Origin of the sequence: Alicyclobacillus shizuokensis NBRC 103103 (genome assembly GCF_001552255.1) — a bacterium.
Classification (GTDB): Bacteria; Bacillota; Bacilli; order Alicyclobacillales; family Alicyclobacillaceae; genus Alicyclobacillus_G; species Alicyclobacillus_G shizuokensis.
Genome location: NZ_BCQV01000018.1, coordinates 48,222 through 63,764, shown reverse-complemented (window position 1 = coordinate 63,764; position 15,543 = coordinate 48,222). Strand labels below are relative to the sequence as shown.

Here is a 15,543-nt window from a genome sequence, read left to right as displayed (position 1 = left end):
CCCACCGCGCATTCGGTTGGTAGGGTCATTATACGGACGCGCGAGCGAGCAATTTGTCAAAGCAAAGGGAGTAGTTCATAAAAAATTGCGACAGCTTTCTCCGGTTTCGACACTAGGGGTGCAAAGCCGCACCGGTCGGCCTCGCTGTGGAGACCGCCGCCCGGAAGGGGCCGAAGAGGGGCAGGATGGAGAGGTTTTCGCTACAATGGGTGCAGCAACCGGCCGCCCGCGCGGGCAGCGGGACGTTGGCATAGGGTCGGACGAATCGAAGCAGGGAGGAATTTTGATGACCGAGTCGAGCTTGCAATCGACACGTTTATCCTGGGACGAGTTTTTTATGTCGCAGAGCCGCGTGATGGCGATGCGCTCGACGTGCCCGCGGCTGGCCGTGGGATGCGTCATTGTCCGGGACAAACGCATCATCGCGAGTGGGTACAACGGCTCCATCAGCGGCGATATGCACTGCACCGACGTCGGCTGCAAAGTGGTGGACGGGCACTGCGTGCGGGCCATTCACGCCGAGCAGAACGCGATTTTGCAGTGCGCCCGGTTTGGCATCGAGTGTGCGGGGGCTGACTTGTACGTGACGCACCGGCCGTGCCTGGCCTGCACCAAGAGCATCATTCAGGCCGGGATTGCGCGCGTGTTCTATGAGACGGAATACCGTCCCGACGAGTACGCGGCGCATCTGTTGGCGTACGCCAACATCCCGGTGCGCCAGATTCAGAGCCGGCTGGAGCGGCTCCTGTCACAAAGCCCGCTGGGCTGAAACGAGCAGCCCCGGCTCGCCCAGGCACCGCCCAGGTCTGGTGCCGCATAGGATACAAAAAGGCTCCATGACGGCGCGTCGACCGGGGGTGAAGGCGGTGCCCGAATGGCTGTGCAGCCAATTGCGTAGAGCGTTCAAGAATCGCGACGTGAAAGCCGTCCGCATGCTCAACCAGGCGTTTTTTCGATACCGGACCATGAAACCGTGAGAAAGGGCCCAACCGGGCCCCTTCTGACCCCGCGTGGATGGAATCAGACCTTGAGGGTGGCGGCTATCCACGTGCTGTAGCCGAAGATGATAGTGGAAAGCATGAGCAGAAACGTGCCGAAGAAGCGGCGCTCCCGGAGCAGACGAATCATGCCGAGGAGCGACAGCAAAGCGAACAGGCACAAAAAAATCGCAATGAGCCACGGGTGCAGGTAGGTTCCATTGTCCATGCACGCGCTCCCTCCTGTCGCATCACGACGTCACCGCACAGATTACCCATACTGAAAGTAGCATAAGTCTGTCGATTCCGTCAAAGGTACGCCACCGTCGCGCGACTGCTTGGCTCACGCTGCTGCCGAGCCACAGCCGGTCCGCACCGATTGATGCATGGGAGCGGCGACGCGGTCATGCGTTGAGCATGCGGCCGTGAAACTTCCCGAGGATGCGCTGCAGCACCTCATCAGTGATCGGGCCCAATTGCACTTTGTACATGTCCAGCGAGATATGGCAACCGTCCCGGTCGTTGATGTTGGGAAACGCCAACATCACCCGCCGCCCGTCCGACAGCTCGTACTCCAGATACGCGGTCTCATCCCCCGCCTCTAGGGTCATGCGCTCCTGGTCTGACACGGCTCCCATCCTTTCCGGGGTGTTGTGGACGATACAAGCTGTATCATATCACAGCCCCGGTCCCCGGCGCGCATGCGTTGGAACCTCTCGCAGGTCAGGGAGCTTCGGGCGATGCGGACCGTGGTTGCTCAGCATGGGAGCCAAAACGAGGCCGGCGGCAACTGCCGTCGGCCCCGTCCTCGCCTATGTCCCTGTGTCATCAGGGTTTGCCCAATCGAACTCTGAGACTGCCTCAGCCCTTCTGGTGGCTCTTGTCAATCCAGATGGTAGCCAATGGATCCGTACCGGCCTTCGGGATATAGAACCCGTGCACCCACGGCTGCACAGCCGCTGTGAACACGTCATAGTAAATCGGCACCCAGGCGGCGTCCTCCATCACCTGGTCGGTCACCTTGGCGTACAGTTGGTTGCGCTCGTTCTGGTCATCGGAGTATTGCGCCTGATTCAGCCACTTGTCCACCTGCGGGTTGCTGTAGTTTGTGCAGTTGTTGACTGGCGCCTGGCTGGAATTGAACAGGGTGTTCAGGAAGTCGGACGCATCCGGGAAGTCCTGAATCCACGCCAGCCAGAACATTGGCGCCTTGCCCGCCTCCGCGACGTTCAGGAAGGTGCCCCAGCTACTGGTGTGCAGCTTGACTTTGATGCCCACCTTGGCCAACTGGCCCTGGACGGCCTGATCAAACTTCACCTGGTCGGGCGAGTTCTCCGAGTACATGTCAATCGTCAGCCCGTGCGGGTAACCGGCCTGCTTGAGCAGCTGCTTCGCCTTGTTCGGGTCATAGGTGTATTGGGCCTGCGGCGACAGGTTGTTGTCATAGCCGACGACGCCCGGCGGCAGCGGCTGATTCGCCACCTTGCCGCGGCCGTTGTTCAGCTTGATGATGGCCTGCTTGTCAATCGCGTACTCTATCGCCTGGCGCACCAGCTTGTTCTTGGTCGGCCCCAGCTTCGTGTTCAAGCCGACGTATTGAACCGAGTTTTGTACCGCGCTTACGGTGAGTTTTTTCAGATTGGGGTTGCTCATGAATTGTGGATAGGCTGAGCTGGGGATTCCATCACCGCCAAAGTTCCAGCCTATCCAGGCGGTCTGCCCCTGCTGGAAGTGCAGCGCGTCCACCTGGTCGTTGTTGTTGATGTTAAACGTGATTTTGCTCAGGTACGGCAGCTTCTGCCCGTAGCTGTCCGTCCGCCAGTAGTTCGGGTTCTTCTTCAGCACGATTTGGTTGGAGTTGATGGTCTGCAGTTCGAACGGACCGCTGCCCATCGCCTGCGTCGAGTCGAAGGTCGGGTTCTTCTTGTACACCTGGTGGTTGCCGACGCTCTCGATGAACTTCTTGTCCACCGCCGAGGCGAACGGAAGCGTCAGCGCCTGCAGGAAGAAAGCCTCCGGCTTGGACAGCTTGATGACCAAGGTATAGGGGTCCGGCGCCGACAGACCGGAGATCTTGTCCGTCTTGCCAGCCGCGTACTGGTCGGCCCCCTGGATGATTTCATAGAAGCCCTGGCCGCCCGAGCCCATATTCGGGGAGAGCACGCGGTAGAACTCGTCGATGAAAGACTGGGCGGTGACCGGATCACCATTCCAGAACTTCATGTTCTTACGCAGATGGAAGGTGTAGGTCAAGCCGTCCTTGGAGATGCTGTATTTTTCCGCCGCCATGGGCACGATGTCGGTAGTGCCGTTCTTCCAGGTGACGAGTTGGTCGTACATCTGCGAGACGATTTCGTTGGAGGCTGTGTCGAACTCCAGGGCAGGATCCAGGTCGCGGATGTTTTGAATCATGTCCAGCGTCACCTGTCCACCTTCGACCGGCTTGCCGGCTGCTGTGTTGGTGCCGGTGGACGACGTGTTGGACGTCCCTGTCGTATTATTGCTGGAACTTGCGCCGCACCCCGCCAGGACCAGCGCCAGGGTGCCGACGGAGGCCGCCACTGCGGCTCCCTTCTTCCAAAATACGCTCACACTCATGTCCCCCTTTGTACCAAGTTCTGCGTCCCGAAGCGGCTCTCGGAGCCGCGAGCGAAGGTAGAATTGTCCGGGCGCAAACGACGCATCGGCATTGCACCGCCTTCGCCGCGGTGCCTGCATCCCCCCTCTCGGGCCAAGCAGGTGCCAGGTGCTGCGGACAGCCGTTCAGCTGTAGCGGATGCGCGGGTCAATGACGCTGTATAGGATGTCCACAATCAGGTTGAACAGCACCACGGCCACGGCGACGAGCAAGACGGTGCCCATGATCACCGGCACGTCCAGGTTCTGAATCGCAGTGTAGGCTAACGAACCAAAACCATTCCAGTTGAACGTCGCCTCGACCAGCACAACGCCCGTCAACAAATAGCTGAAATCGATGCCGGCAAACGTGACTACCGGAATCAGGGCGTTGCGGACCACGTGCCGGAAGGTCACCCTGCTCTCCCCTGCGCCCTTGGCTCGGGCGGTGCGCACGTAATCCTGCTGCATGACCTCAAGCATCGACGACTTGAGCAGGCGCGTGTAGTAGGCAGCGCCGGTGATGCCGTAGGTCAGCGACGGCAGGATGAGATACCTCAGGCCGCCAAACCCGCCGAGCGGGAAAATCGGCACCTGGTACGCCAGCCAATAGAGAAGCAGCAGGCCGAGCCAGAACAGCGGCAGCGAAATCCCAATCAACGCCAGGGCGCTGACGATGTAGTCGCCCAGCCGGCGGGCGTGGCGGGCGGTGTAGATGCCGAGCGGGATGCCGATGATGAGTTCGGCCAGCCAGCAGCCGAGGGCGAGTTCGGCGGTCGGCCACAGCCGCTGCACAATCATCGTGGCCACCGGCAGGTTGTAAGTGTATGACGTGCCCAGGTCCCCGTGCAGCAGACGCCAGACATAGTGGATATATTGCAACGGCAACGGCTGGTCGAGCCCCAGTTGGTGGCGGATTGTCAGCACGACCGACTCCGGCGCCTTGGGACCCGCAATCATGCGGGCGGGATCGGCTGGAATCGCATAGATCAAGAGGAAGGTCACCACGGAAATCCCAAACAGCACGATGACCGCGGAGAACAGCCGGCGAAGGATGTATGCGTACACGTCTGCACCTCCAATCGTCTAGTGTTGGGTGTTGCGCGGATCGAGTATGTCGCGCAAACCGTCGCCGAGCAGGTTGAATCCGAGGACGGCGATGACCAGGGCCAATCCGGGGAACCACAGGGTCCACGGCGCGACCTGGTAGGTCTGCATGCCGGCCTCAATCATGTTGCCCCAACTCGGAGTCGGCGGTTGGATGCCGATGCCGAGGAAGCTGAGCCCCGCCTCGACGAGGATGTTCTGGCCGACGTTGAGTGTCGAAAGGACGATGACCGGGCCGATGATGTTGGGCAGAATCACCCTGAACATGATGCGCGTGTTGGAGGCGCCGAGCGCCCGCTCCGCCTGCACGTACTCAAACTCTTTGACGGCCAGCACCTGACCGCGCACGACGCGCGCCATGGTGCCCCACCCGAGCACGCCGATGGCAAACAGCACGTTCCAGAGGCTGGGCCCCAACACCGCCACCAGCGCCATCGCGAACAGCAGCAGCGGGAAAGCGAGGATGACGTCGGTGACGCGCATCAGGACGTTGTCCACCCATCCCCCGAAGTAGCCGGCCACGGTGCCGACCAGGACGCCCAGAACCAGGTTGATGACGGTTGAAATGACGCCGACCAGCAACGACACCTGGGCGCCGTACAGGACGCGGGAGAGAATGTCCCGCCCCAGGTTGTCCGCGCCGAGCGGAAACTTGGCGCTGGGGCCTACCGGTATGCCGCTCTCGGTGAGGCCGTCAGAAAACTGCGTAGTCGGATTGTGCGGCGAGATGACCGGCGCCAGCACGGCCGCGAGAATCAACAGGACGATGATGAGGGCGCCCAGATAGAGCATAGGGAAGTCGCGCACGCTCTTCCAGAATTTTCTCGTAAAAGGCTTCGCCGGTGGCGCCGCCTCCGCGGGTGCCGGCGGCGTTTCAAACTGCATGGCAGCCATCCATGTCTCTCCTCTCCACCTGCATCACGCGTAAGCGTGACAGGCGACGTAGTGCTTCGGCTTGATTTCCTTCCACTGCGGCGCACGCTCGCGGCACACAGGCTTGGCGACCGGGCAGCGCGTGTGGAACGGACAGCCGCTGGGAGGGTTGGCAGGACTCGGCAAGTCCCCCTGAAGGATGATGCGCTCCCGCTTGGCGTCCGGATCAGGCACCGGGACAGCGGAGAGCAGCGCCTGCGTGTAAGGGTGGAGCGGATCTGCAAACAGTTCTTCGGCTTCCACCAGCTCCATCATCCGGCCCAGATACAGCACCAGGATGCGGTCGCTGATGTGACGGACGACTGACAGGTCGTGAGCGATGAAGATGTAGGTCAGGCCCAGCTCCTCCTGCAGGTCTTCAAGCAGGTTGAGCACCTGCGACTGGACGGAAACGTCGAGCGCGGCGACCGGCTCGTCCAGGATGATGAGCTTCGGGTCCACGGCGAGAGCGCGGGCGATGCCGATGCGCTGGCGCTGGCCGCCGGAAAACTCGTGCGGGTAGCGCCGGGCGTAGTCGGCGTCCAGGCCCACGCGTTCGAGCAGGCGCCGCACCCGGTCCAACCGCTCTTCGCGCGATCCGTACAGGTTATGGATGATCATCGGCTCCATCAGCGTCTGCGCGATGCTAAAACGCGGGTTAAGCGACGCGTACGGGTCCTGGAACACCAGTTGCATCTGCCGCCGCATGGCCTGCATCTGCCCTTTTCTCAAACGGACGATGTTGCGGCCTTCAAAGTTGACGACGCCGCTGGTGGGTTCAATCAGGCGCAGGATGCTGCGGCCCATGGTCGACTTGCCGCACCCCGACTCGCCCACCACGCCCAGGGTTTCACCCTTTTGAACGGTGAAGGAAATGCCGTCCACCGCGCGCACGTGGCCGACGGTGCGCTGGAAGACGCCGCGGCGGATGGGAAAATACTTTTTCAGGTCCTCGACCTGCAGCAATGCTTCAGCCATTCGTGACCCTCCTTACTCAGCGTGCAGCCAGCAGCGGACGCGGTGCGCATCCTCCACCAAGTGGAAATCAGCGTCGCGCTGTCGGCAGACGTCCATCGCCCTCCGGCAGCGCGGCGCAAAACGGCAGCCCTGCGGCATGTTTTTGAGCGAGGGCACATTGCCCTCGATGGGCTGCAGGCGCGTGCGCGGCCCGTCGACCTTTGGCAGCGACGCGAGCAGACCCTGCGTGTACGGGTGTTGCGGGTTGCGGAAGATCTGCCGCACCGGGCCCTCTTCGACGATGCGCCCGGCATACATGACGGCGACCCGGTCGCACATCTCGGCCACCACGCCCAAATCGTGCGTGATGAGCAGGATAGACGTGCGGTTCTCCCGCGCCACCTTGCGCATCAAATCGAGAATCTGCGCCTGGATGGTCACGTCGAGCGCCGTTGTAGGCTCGTCCGCAATCAACAGCTGCGGCTTGCAGGCCATCGCGATGGCAATCATCACACGCTGGCGCATGCCGCCGGAGAGCTGATGGGGGAACTCGTCCACAATCTGCTCAGGCCGCGGGATGCCGACCGACTGCAAGAGGCGGATGGTCTCCTGGCGCGCCTGTTTGCCGGAAAGGTCCTTGTGCAGGATGAGGCTCTCGCTGATCTGCGTCCCAATCCTGTGCACCGGGTTTAGGGAGGTCATCGGCTCCTGGAAGATCATGCTGATCTCGTTGCCGCGAATCGACCGCATCTGCTTTTCCGGCAAATCAAGCAGATTCTTTCCCTGATAGCGAATTTGTCCAGAGATTTGCGTGGGAGGCTGCAACAGGCGCATGATAGAGAGCGAGGTGACACTCTTGCCGCATCCGGACTCTCCCACCAGCCCGAGCGTCTCTCCTTCGCGGATGGAAAAACTCACATCCTGGACTGCTGTATAGTATTTCTCGTCCAACCTGAACTGGATGTTCAGGTTTTCTACCTCAAGGATGTTCCCCACCTATGTCCCTTCTTTCTCAGCGCCTTCTATGAGGCGGTCGCGATATAAGAAACCCCCTCCGCAGGCAGGCTATTTTTATTAAGCCAAGCTAAAGTATATCAAGATTTATCAAGAAATCGTAACCCCTTATTTATCCATATAAAGAAAACTCCTTCATGACAACGCCGCGGTGATGCATAGCTGCGATAAAGCACACCAGACGGCTGTAGGCCGGATCACCATCTGGGCTGAGGGCGGCCTCGTTCCTGTGGGCACGCGGCATGCACAGTATAATGAGGACGGAGGTGAATGGGGTGGCACGATACATCTACCGCGGGGAACTCCCGGCCATCTCGACGTTCTCCATCGTCGGGGTGGATACACAGGCGCAGGAGATTGGCGTGGCGGTACAGTCGAAGTTCTTAGCGGTCGGGTCGGCCGTGCCGTGGGTGGCGGCCGATGCGGGGGCGGTGGCCACGCAGTCGTGGGCCAACACCAGTTTCGGGCCGCGCGGGCTGGAGGCGCTGCGCCGGGGCGCGCATCCGGAGCAGGTGCTGACCGAGCTGTTGGCTGCAGACCCGCATCGGGAATCGCGCCAAGTCGGCATCGTGGATATGCAGGGCCGCAGCGCGACCTTCACCGGTCAGGAGTGTTTTGAATGGGCCGGCGGGGTTTGCGGCCCTGGTTACGCCTGCCAGGGCAATATTCTGGCGGGCGCCGCCGTGGTGGAGGCGATGGAGACGACCTTCCTGCGGACAGGCGGCCCGCTGGCCGACCGGCTGCTCGCCGCCCTGGCGGCCGGGCAAGCGGCGGGCGGAGACCGGCGCGGCATGCAATCAGCCGCCTTGTACATCGCGAAACCAAACGGCGGCTATGGCGGATTCAACGACCGCTACATCGACCTGCGTGTGGATGACAGCGCCCAGCCCATCGCAGAGCTGCAGCGGCTGCTCGGTCTGCACCGCCTGTATTTTGAGCGGCCGCGGCCAGAGGATTTGCTCCCGTTGACCGGGGAGACGCTGCACGAGGTGCGGAATTTGCTGCGCCGTGCCGGGTATCAGCCCGGAACGGGCGCGGATGTCACCAGGGCGGACCAAGAAGCCCTGCGCGCGTACTACCAGACGGAGAACTTTGAAGAGCGATGGCGGGAGGATTTCGTCGTCGACCTGCAGGTTCTGCGTTACATGCGATCAACGCTCGCGCGTTGAGGAATGACCTCACAACAAGGGCAGCCAGCGGTCCCGGCTGCCCTTGTGAGGGATTATCTTTGTCTGGCCATGCGGCGAGGGAGGCCGTTTGTCAGCCGCGGCGACCGCCGCGACCGCCGCGCTTGGCCTCGCTGCGGCGCAGCGCCTGCAGGCGCTCCTCGCTGTCTCTGAGGAAGCGCGACATTTTATCTTCAAACGACTGTCTCGATCCGCCCCCATACGAGCGGCCCCGCCCCCGCGACGGACGCGGCTGCCAGTTTGGATCTGCCTGGCGGATGGACAGCCCTATCTTGCCATCCTTGTCCACGTTGATGACCTTCACCGTGACCTGGTCGTTCACCTTCAGGTGCTCGTGAATGTCCGTTACATATTTATCCGAAATTTCGGAAATATGAACGAGTCCTGTCACGCCACCCGGCAGCAAAACAAACGCCCCAAAGTGGGTAATTCCGGTAACCTTGCCCTCCAATTTGCTGCCGACCTCAATGGACATACAGCACATTTGCCTCCTTAGGGTTTGAAAATGCCTTTATATAATATACGCACATGCCACGAATCCGTCAATGCTCCACCGAGAACGGCACCCCTCCAGGAGCGACCAGGTGAAATTCGTGCGTCGCCTCGCGTGCGATGTAATCCTTGTCGTGCAACTCCTGAATCTGCCGCTTCAAATCTGCCCGCTCCTGCTGCAATCGATGCAGATGCGTCTGCAGTTGGGCCTGTTGGTGAGACAACGCATCGAGCCGGGGCTTTTCCACGTACAGGTAGTCATACGCGCCCCATGCCACCACCAGGGCGAGCCCTACATAGCGCAGCTTCAAAAAGCGCCAACGGCGCGGCCGCTCGGCCGTGCGCGGCAGAGAACCGACAGACATGCGAGTCGAGGCGGGAACGGGCACCCTCATGGCTCCTCTCACAAACGTTCCGAATGGTGGTCTCGTAAAATCCAATTCGACGCGCGCTCCCAGATTCCCTCCCAGCGCGCGCGAATTTGCCCCCGCAGGGCGGCGCTGTGCTGCCAGGGGCCGCGCAGCGGCCAAGCGAGGATGGACAACCAGAAGCGCACCACCCAGAACAACCCGTTCTCCACTTGGCACAGCAGCCAGTACAGGCGCGTCAGCACCACCCACACGGTCAGCAGCAGAAAACGCAGCGGACGCAGCAAGAGCCAGTCCACCATCTTGGCAAAAAAAAGCGCGACGGCGCGTACCATCCGCATGATGGCAAAGGCGCTGCTGACCACTGTATGGTGGAGTGTCACACGGTAGACCAGCCAACCTATCAGCAGCAGGGCGAACGTATAGACGCGAAAGCGGCCGAAATCGGTGACAAATGTCACATAGAAGACGACCGCCGCGGCGACCAGCCAAAAGGCCAAGTCCAGCACGGGACGCAGCCAACGCAGCCAGCGGGAAGAAGCCAGCACCGTGTTGTAGATGTCAAACACCGCGCCCATCAGGCCCCCGCACACCAGCAGCCACTCCATATAGCTGACGGGATTCATGGCCGACACCTAGCGGAACAGTTTGGCGACGCCAAGCTTTTTCTTGCCCTTTTCCGGGACATACGCGAGGCCCTGCAGGGTGCCCTCTATCAACACAAGGCCCGCCTCCAGATCCAGGTGCTTCATGTGCAGGTTGGAGCCCTGGATATGCAGGGGACCGCCACTGGTTGTCAGCAGGAACTCTGTCACATCCACGCTCTCCACGCTGGATACGCCTGTGACCTCGATGAACTTGCGGCCTTTGATGGTGATGTCGTGCCCATCCACGCTCGCCAACGTTCTCCCCCCAAACCTGTCCCGATGTCAATGCCAGTGTATGCGAACAGGACAGTGGGTAGAACAAAAGGGGAGAGGCAATCCTCTCCCCCTGGCGCCGTTTCCGGCGTCTGCCGGGAATGCGGGCGCGCTCCCCGGAAGCTATTGGGGTTCACGCACACTCTCCCGGACGACTTCGTATAGGTCACCGGCCGCGTCCTTCCTGGCCGTCTCCGAGAGGCGCACCACCCGCACCTCGGTCGTCTTCTGACCGTAATGGATGGTCACCACATCGCCGACGTTCACCTCGGACGCCGCCTTTGCCACGCGTCCGTTCAACTCAATCCGTCCCGCATCGCAGATCTCCTTCGCCACGGTGCGGCGCTTGATGAGACGCGAGACCTTGAGAAACTTGTCGAGCCGCAATTAGCGGATGACTTCCTTCAGCCGATTACCCGGCTTGAAAGCCGGCACAACGGACGCTGGAATGGAAATCGTCTCCCCGGTCTGCGGATTGCGCCCGGAACGAGCCGAACGTTCGCGCGTCTCGAAGGTGCCAAAACCGATGACCTGCACCTTGTCCCCGTCCTTCAGCGCCTCGGCAATGATATCGAAGACAGCATTGACTGCCGCTTCGGCATCTTTCTTCTTCAACTCGGCGCGTTCCGCGACCTTGTTAATCAGCTCCATCTTGTTCAAATCGATAGCCCCCTTTGTGGCGGTGTCCGTTGAGATATTCGTGTTTCCTTCCTGAATTCCTGCTAACCCCGCCGTAAATTACCGTCGGTTCACCGGTTGGCCGGGTTGCTGCGATGGCGATCCGGCGTGCTCGGACGGCACACGGTCGTCCACCAGGGCTTTCGCCTCCGCCCAATAGGCATCCAAGGCGGCCAGGTCATGTTGGGCCCAGCCGCCAGCCGCCAGCGCCCGTCGCTCGACATGCTGAAAACGGCGGTAGAACTTCCTGTTGGCCGCGGAGAGGGCCTCCTCCACATCCAAGTCTAACCACCTGGCGAGGTTTACAATCACAAACAGCACGTCCCCCATCTCCGCAAGCGTCAGGTCCCGGTTGGAAACCTCCAGCTCCTGCCCGAGTTCTGCCACCTCCTCGCGCAGCTTGTCGAACACCTGGCCGATATCCGACCACTCAAATCCGACCTTGGCCGCCCGTTCCTGGTAGGCGCGGGCGATGGCGTGAGCAGGCTGGCCCTGGCGCACGTCGTCCAGGAGCCCAGGCATATCCTTCGTTTCAGCCGCCTTGGCGTTCTGCCAGGACTGCTCCGCCTCCTCCGCCGAGCGGGCCGTGTCGCCGCCAAACACGTGCGGGTGCCGGCGCACCAGCTTGTCCGCCAGGGCCTGGTACACGTCGCGCACGGTGAAGTCGCCAAACTCGCTGGCGATCTGCGCGTGCAGCAGAATCTGCAGCAGCAGGTCTCCCAACTCCTGCGCGAGGACGTCCGGATCGCCCTGATCGATGGCGTGGGCGACCTCGTACGCCTCCTCGATGACATAAGGACGCAGGGTCCTGTGCGTCTGCTTCAGGTCCCAAGGGCAGCCGTCCTCCGGATGGCGCAGGCGGCGGACCAGCGCGGTGACGTGCCAAGGGTCCCGCCGCCGCAGCGGCTCCTCGTCCGCGCGGGGGACGAAGACACTGGTCAGGTGGTCGATAAAGTCGAGCCTGTCCAATTCGTGCAATGGCACCTGGACGATCCGCTCCTCTCCCGCCACCCCCGCGGCGCGGACGACGGTGACCGGATACTCGTCCGGGTACACCTCCATCAGCGTCAGCTTGACTTCCGACGCCACCGCGCGGTTGAACACCTGGGCAATCAGCAGATGCAGATCAGGACGGAGTTGATCTTCCTGGAGCAGGGTGCCGTCCAACAGGCACAGGCCGTCAATCGGGTCGATACCGAGCGCTGTGCACACCGGATCGAAGAAGCTCTGCCCGGACCCTATTTCCACGCGCAGGCCCGTGTCGCCGGCGCTCAGAGCCAAGAGTTCCTGCACCGATTGCTCCGCCATCAGCGGGTGGCCGGGAACGGCGTAGACGATGTCCCCCCGCTCCGCCGCCCACCGCTTCAGGCGCTGCGCCATTTCACGGTAAATCTGCGCGAAGCTTTCGCCGCTGTCGTACACCTCGTCAAAGGTCTCGTAAGCCACGCCCTCGGCGTCCAGGGCCCGGACCACCGGGTGGACACGCGTTCGCAGAACCACTGGCAATCCGCAAGTTAACCGCCGCCAGGTTCCCAGCGGCAATCCCGACGTGTCCCCGGGCCCCAATCCTTCGACAAAAATGGTTGCCATCCTCACACCCCCAGAGCGCCCCGCCAGGGCTCGGCCGCCGTCAGCGCAGGAGCCCGAGGCGGCTGCACCAGGCGGCCAGCAGCGGCCCCACCTTCGGGATGGAGGCCAGTTCCTGCTCCTCCAGGCTGCCCGTCAACAAGAGCGCCAATCCGTACACCACACCGCCGAGGAGAATCATCCCCGCCAGCGCGGCCGCTGTGGCCGTCCGCGTCCAGTCGAGCCCGTCCCAGGCCAGCCACTGTCGAGCGGCGGCATAGACCACCGCTCCCATAATAAACACCGCGACCGCTGGACGCAAAAACCAACGCCGCCAAGCGAAGCCCACCTGGAGACAGGAGGTGAGGGCGACGAAGTTGAGGACCGCGGCCGCCAGGTAGCTGACCACCGTCGCCAGGGCGGCGCCGCGGATGCCGTACAGCGGCACCAGCAACAGATTGGCTGCCAGTTTGACCACCGCCGCTCCCAACAGGTTGAGCACCGGCAGGTAGACATAGCCGCAGCCCTGCAAAACCGCCGCCACCGTCGTCTGCAGACTGGCAAAAACCGTGGCTGCGGCCATCACCTCAATCACACTGCTGCCGCTGGTGTCTTTGAACAACGTGATGTCGACCGGCGCCGCCAGCAGCGTCAGTCCGACCGCCGCCGGCAGCGCGAGGAGGATGGTCAAGCGGATGGCCATGTCCATCCGATCCCAAACCAGACGGCGGAAGCCGAGGGTAAACGCCTCCGAGACCGCAGGCATGACAGCGATGCCGATGCCCGCGGCCAACGTCGTCGGCAGCATCATCAACTTGAAGGCCCGGCCGGTCAGCAGTCCGAACTGAGTGGTCGCGTTGGCTTGGCTGAAGCCGCTGTGTTTGAGCAGGTTGACGACGGTGATGACGTCGATGTTGTTCATCAGCGGCACCACCATCGCGCCCAGGCTGATGGGAAAGGCGTAGTAGACAATCCGCTTGGACAGCCCGAAGGCGCTGGAGCGCGGGGCATCGGCCACCACCGGCAGCTGCGGATGGCGGCGCCACCACGTGTACAGGAGCTGGAGAAACGCCGCCAGGGCGCCGGTGACCGCGCCGAACGCCGCCCCCGCCGCCGCCCGCGGCTGGCCGTAACCAGCATTCGTCAGCCAGACCGAGAGCAGGATGATGGTCACAACCCGCACCAGCTGCTCGAGCACCTGCGAGACGGCCGTCGGCTCCATCCATTGAAACCCTTGGAAGTAGCCGCGCCAGGCGCTGAGCATCGGCACCAACAGCAGCGCCGGGGCGATGGCGCGGATGGCCCAGGCCGCCTCCGCGTCCCCCGTCATCGCGGCCAGGGGCCGGGCGCCGAAGAACAGGATGAGAAAGCAGACGATACCCGCCGCGCTCAGCATCGCCGCAGCGACCCGAAACACCGTGCGCGCCCCGTCGGCGTCCCCGACCGCTAGCCGCTCGGACACCAGTTTGGAAATCGCGACCGGGAAGCCGGCCGTCGCGATGGCCAAGAGCGTCGCGTAGATAGGATAGGCCATCTGGAACAGCCCCATGCCGCGGTCGCCGATGATGTTCTGCAGCACAATGGTGTACACAGACCCGAGCAGTTTGGACAACGCGGCGGCTCCCGCCAGCAGCATGGCGCCGTGCACGAACCCGCGTGTTTGTGACAACCGATTCTCCCCCCACCTGCCAAGCTCGACTCCGGACAACCCTGCTATCCATGATTATGGATCAAAGAGGCCGAATAGTCCTTCCGCGGGCGGGGATGAAGACAACAAGGGCCGCCTGGCGGCTCCCAGCCCACCAAGCGGCCCTGCACGGCACGGGTGTGAGATTATTGCTCCATCTGCTTGCCCAAGAATCCGGCTGCCGTCTCGGCAATCTTCTGCTCCAACTCGCCCATGCGCACGTTTTCCTCGCGCGAGACCAGAATCACGGCGCCTATCGGATCACCCGCGGCGATAATCGGGGCAATCACGCGCGAGGTGAAGTACTCGCTGCGGTCGCGTACAATAGCCGTCTCGGTCGGATTGGAGTCGACTACAGTCCGACGCTCTTCCATCGCCTGCTCCACGTCTTCACTGACGGGCTTGTCCAAAAACTCCTTTTTCGATCCGCCCGCCACAGCGATAATGACATCCCTATCCGCAATCATCGAAATATGCCCGGTGGAGTCCGCGATGGCTTCCGCGTATTCGCGCGCAAAGTCACCCAGCTCGCCGATAGGGGAGTACTTCTTGAGAATGACTTCGCCATCTCGATCCACAAAGATTTCGAGCGGATCTCCCTCACGAATCCGCAGCGTCCGTCGAATTTCCTTCGGAATGACAACACGACCGAGGTCATCAATTCTACGCACGATGCCCGTTGCTTTCACGTTTGACCCTCACCCTCATGTTTGATGGTAGGCACACCCTGTGACACCAAACACCCCACTTTGCTGTACATCCACCGACAGAGAGCCAACCTTTCGCCATGACGGCTGCTTGTGTAAAGACCCCGGGGGTACGCGCACCTATTATGTTACGGGGCGGATTCCTCTATGCACCAGGGCAGGAGAAAGCCGGCCAGAGGCCGGAAAACCCGGCACTGGCAGCAGGCGAAGCCAGACTGGGGCGTCTCGCCACGCCGCAGGTGGCTGCGCAGTCCGGTTGGACGAATGAGGCGCTGCGCCTGCAGCGGCGAATGGGCGAATGGCAGAGAAGGGGCCGCGCGCCCGATATGCGGCGCGCGGCCCCAGGGGTGTGAGG

General features: G+C 62.2%; 20 protein-coding genes. 4 read left to right on the top strand and 16 right to left on the bottom strand.

Translation table 11 applies throughout. The features are described from left to right. Positions 1-286 precede the first annotated feature (286 nt). Entirely contained in the window at positions 287-769 is a 483-nt protein-coding gene (locus ASH01S_RS08455) for a ComE operon protein 2 (protein WP_067926437.1), read from the top strand. A gap of 67 nt (positions 770-836) precedes the next feature. Further along, entirely contained in the window at positions 837-977 is a 141-nt protein-coding gene (gene cmpA, locus ASH01S_RS18495; RefSeq protein WP_306302858.1) for a cortex morphogenetic protein CmpA, read from the top strand. 43 nt (positions 978-1,020) lie between these two features. Here cmpA and ASH01S_RS08450 read toward each other — a convergent pair whose 3' ends face one another. From ASH01S_RS08450 to ASH01S_RS08420, 7 genes are all read right to left on the bottom strand, one after another. Then, positions 1,021-1,206 carry a DUF2759 family protein gene (locus ASH01S_RS08450; protein ID WP_067926435.1) on the bottom strand — a complete coding sequence of 62 codons (186 nt, stop codon included), beginning with the start codon at positions 1,204-1,206 and terminating at the stop codon, positions 1,021-1,023. A 175-nt stretch (positions 1,207-1,381) separates the two neighbouring features. Beyond that, the gene (locus tag ASH01S_RS08445) at positions 1,382-1,606 is read right to left on the bottom strand and encodes a hypothetical protein (RefSeq protein WP_245628992.1); all 225 of its coding nucleotides are present in this window, start codon (positions 1,604-1,606) and stop codon (positions 1,382-1,384) included. A 232-nt stretch (positions 1,607-1,838) separates the two neighbouring features. Next, on the bottom strand, positions 1,839-3,569 hold the full coding sequence (locus ASH01S_RS08440) for an ABC transporter substrate-binding protein (protein ID WP_067926432.1): 1,731 nt from the start codon (positions 3,567-3,569) through the stop codon (positions 1,839-1,841). A gap of 171 nt (positions 3,570-3,740) precedes the next feature. Further along, complete coding sequence (locus tag ASH01S_RS08435) at positions 3,741-4,661, bottom strand: ABC transporter permease (protein ID WP_067926429.1); 921 nt, start codon at positions 4,659-4,661, stop codon at positions 3,741-3,743. An 18-nt stretch (positions 4,662-4,679) separates the two neighbouring features. Further along, positions 4,680-5,594: an ABC transporter permease gene (locus tag ASH01S_RS08430; protein WP_083516953.1), complete on the bottom strand. Its 915-nt coding sequence runs from the start codon at positions 5,592-5,594 to the stop codon at positions 4,680-4,682. A 24-nt stretch (positions 5,595-5,618) separates the two neighbouring features. Further along, positions 5,619-6,590, bottom strand: a complete 972-nt coding sequence (locus ASH01S_RS08425) for an ABC transporter ATP-binding protein (RefSeq protein ID WP_067926428.1) — start codon at positions 6,588-6,590, stop codon at positions 5,619-5,621. A gap of 12 nt (positions 6,591-6,602) precedes the next feature. After that, positions 6,603-7,565: an ABC transporter ATP-binding protein gene (locus tag ASH01S_RS08420; RefSeq protein WP_067926425.1), complete on the bottom strand. Its 963-nt coding sequence runs from the start codon at positions 7,563-7,565 to the stop codon at positions 6,603-6,605. Positions 7,566-7,858: 293 nt separating this feature from the next. On the opposite strand from ASH01S_RS08420, the gene ASH01S_RS08415 reads away from it, so the two are divergent. After that, positions 7,859-8,752, top strand: coding sequence for a DUF1028 domain-containing protein (locus tag ASH01S_RS08415; protein WP_245628991.1), 894 nt, complete (start codon positions 7,859-7,861; stop codon positions 8,750-8,752). A gap of 91 nt (positions 8,753-8,843) precedes the next feature. Here the strand turns inward: ASH01S_RS08415 and ASH01S_RS08410 are convergent, their stop codons facing one another. From ASH01S_RS08410 to spoVT, 9 genes are all read right to left on the bottom strand, one after another. Then, on the bottom strand, positions 8,844-9,245 hold the full coding sequence (locus ASH01S_RS08410) for a S1 domain-containing RNA-binding protein (RefSeq protein WP_067926420.1): 402 nt from the start codon (positions 9,243-9,245) through the stop codon (positions 8,844-8,846). A 67-nt stretch (positions 9,246-9,312) separates the two neighbouring features. Beyond that, positions 9,313-9,651, bottom strand: a complete 339-nt coding sequence (locus ASH01S_RS08405; protein WP_169794208.1) for an FtsB family cell division protein — start codon at positions 9,649-9,651, stop codon at positions 9,313-9,315. Positions 9,652-9,665: 14 nt separating this feature from the next. After that, positions 9,666-10,256 carry a spore cortex biosynthesis protein YabQ gene (gene yabQ, locus ASH01S_RS08400; protein ID WP_067926414.1) on the bottom strand — a complete coding sequence of 197 codons (591 nt, stop codon included), beginning with the start codon at positions 10,254-10,256 and terminating at the stop codon, positions 9,666-9,668. A gap of 9 nt (positions 10,257-10,265) precedes the next feature. After that, positions 10,266-10,523, bottom strand: coding sequence for a YabP/YqfC family sporulation protein (locus ASH01S_RS08395; RefSeq protein ID WP_245628994.1), 258 nt, complete (start codon positions 10,521-10,523; stop codon positions 10,266-10,268). Between the two features lie 150 nt (positions 10,524-10,673). Then, positions 10,674-10,937 (bottom strand): RNA-binding S4 domain-containing protein, encoded by a 264-nt coding sequence (locus ASH01S_RS08390; protein WP_067926409.1) that lies wholly within the window; start codon positions 10,935-10,937, stop codon positions 10,674-10,676. Continuing rightward, positions 10,938-11,246, bottom strand: coding sequence for a non-specific DNA-binding protein Hbs (hbs, locus tag ASH01S_RS08385; protein ID WP_439645090.1), 309 nt, complete (start codon positions 11,244-11,246; stop codon positions 10,938-10,940). It lies immediately after the preceding gene. Positions 11,247-11,288: 42 nt separating this feature from the next. After that, positions 11,289-12,818, bottom strand: coding sequence for a bifunctional methyltransferase/pyrophosphohydrolase YabN (gene yabN, locus ASH01S_RS08380; RefSeq protein WP_083516951.1), 1,530 nt, complete (start codon positions 12,816-12,818; stop codon positions 11,289-11,291). 40 nt (positions 12,819-12,858) lie between these two features. Continuing rightward, complete coding sequence (locus ASH01S_RS08375) at positions 12,859-14,463, bottom strand: putative polysaccharide biosynthesis protein (protein ID WP_067926403.1); 1,605 nt, start codon at positions 14,461-14,463, stop codon at positions 12,859-12,861. Positions 14,464-14,627: 164 nt separating this feature from the next. After that, on the bottom strand, positions 14,628-15,170 hold the full coding sequence (gene spoVT / locus ASH01S_RS08370) for a stage V sporulation protein T (protein ID WP_067926400.1): 543 nt from the start codon (positions 15,168-15,170) through the stop codon (positions 14,628-14,630). 143 nt (positions 15,171-15,313) lie between these two features. Here spoVT and ASH01S_RS08365 point away from each other — a divergent pair, with 143 nt between their 5' ends. Then, positions 15,314-15,541: a hypothetical protein gene (locus tag ASH01S_RS08365; RefSeq protein ID WP_067926397.1), complete on the top strand. Its 228-nt coding sequence runs from the start codon at positions 15,314-15,316 to the stop codon at positions 15,539-15,541. Positions 15,542-15,543 lie beyond the last annotated feature (2 nt).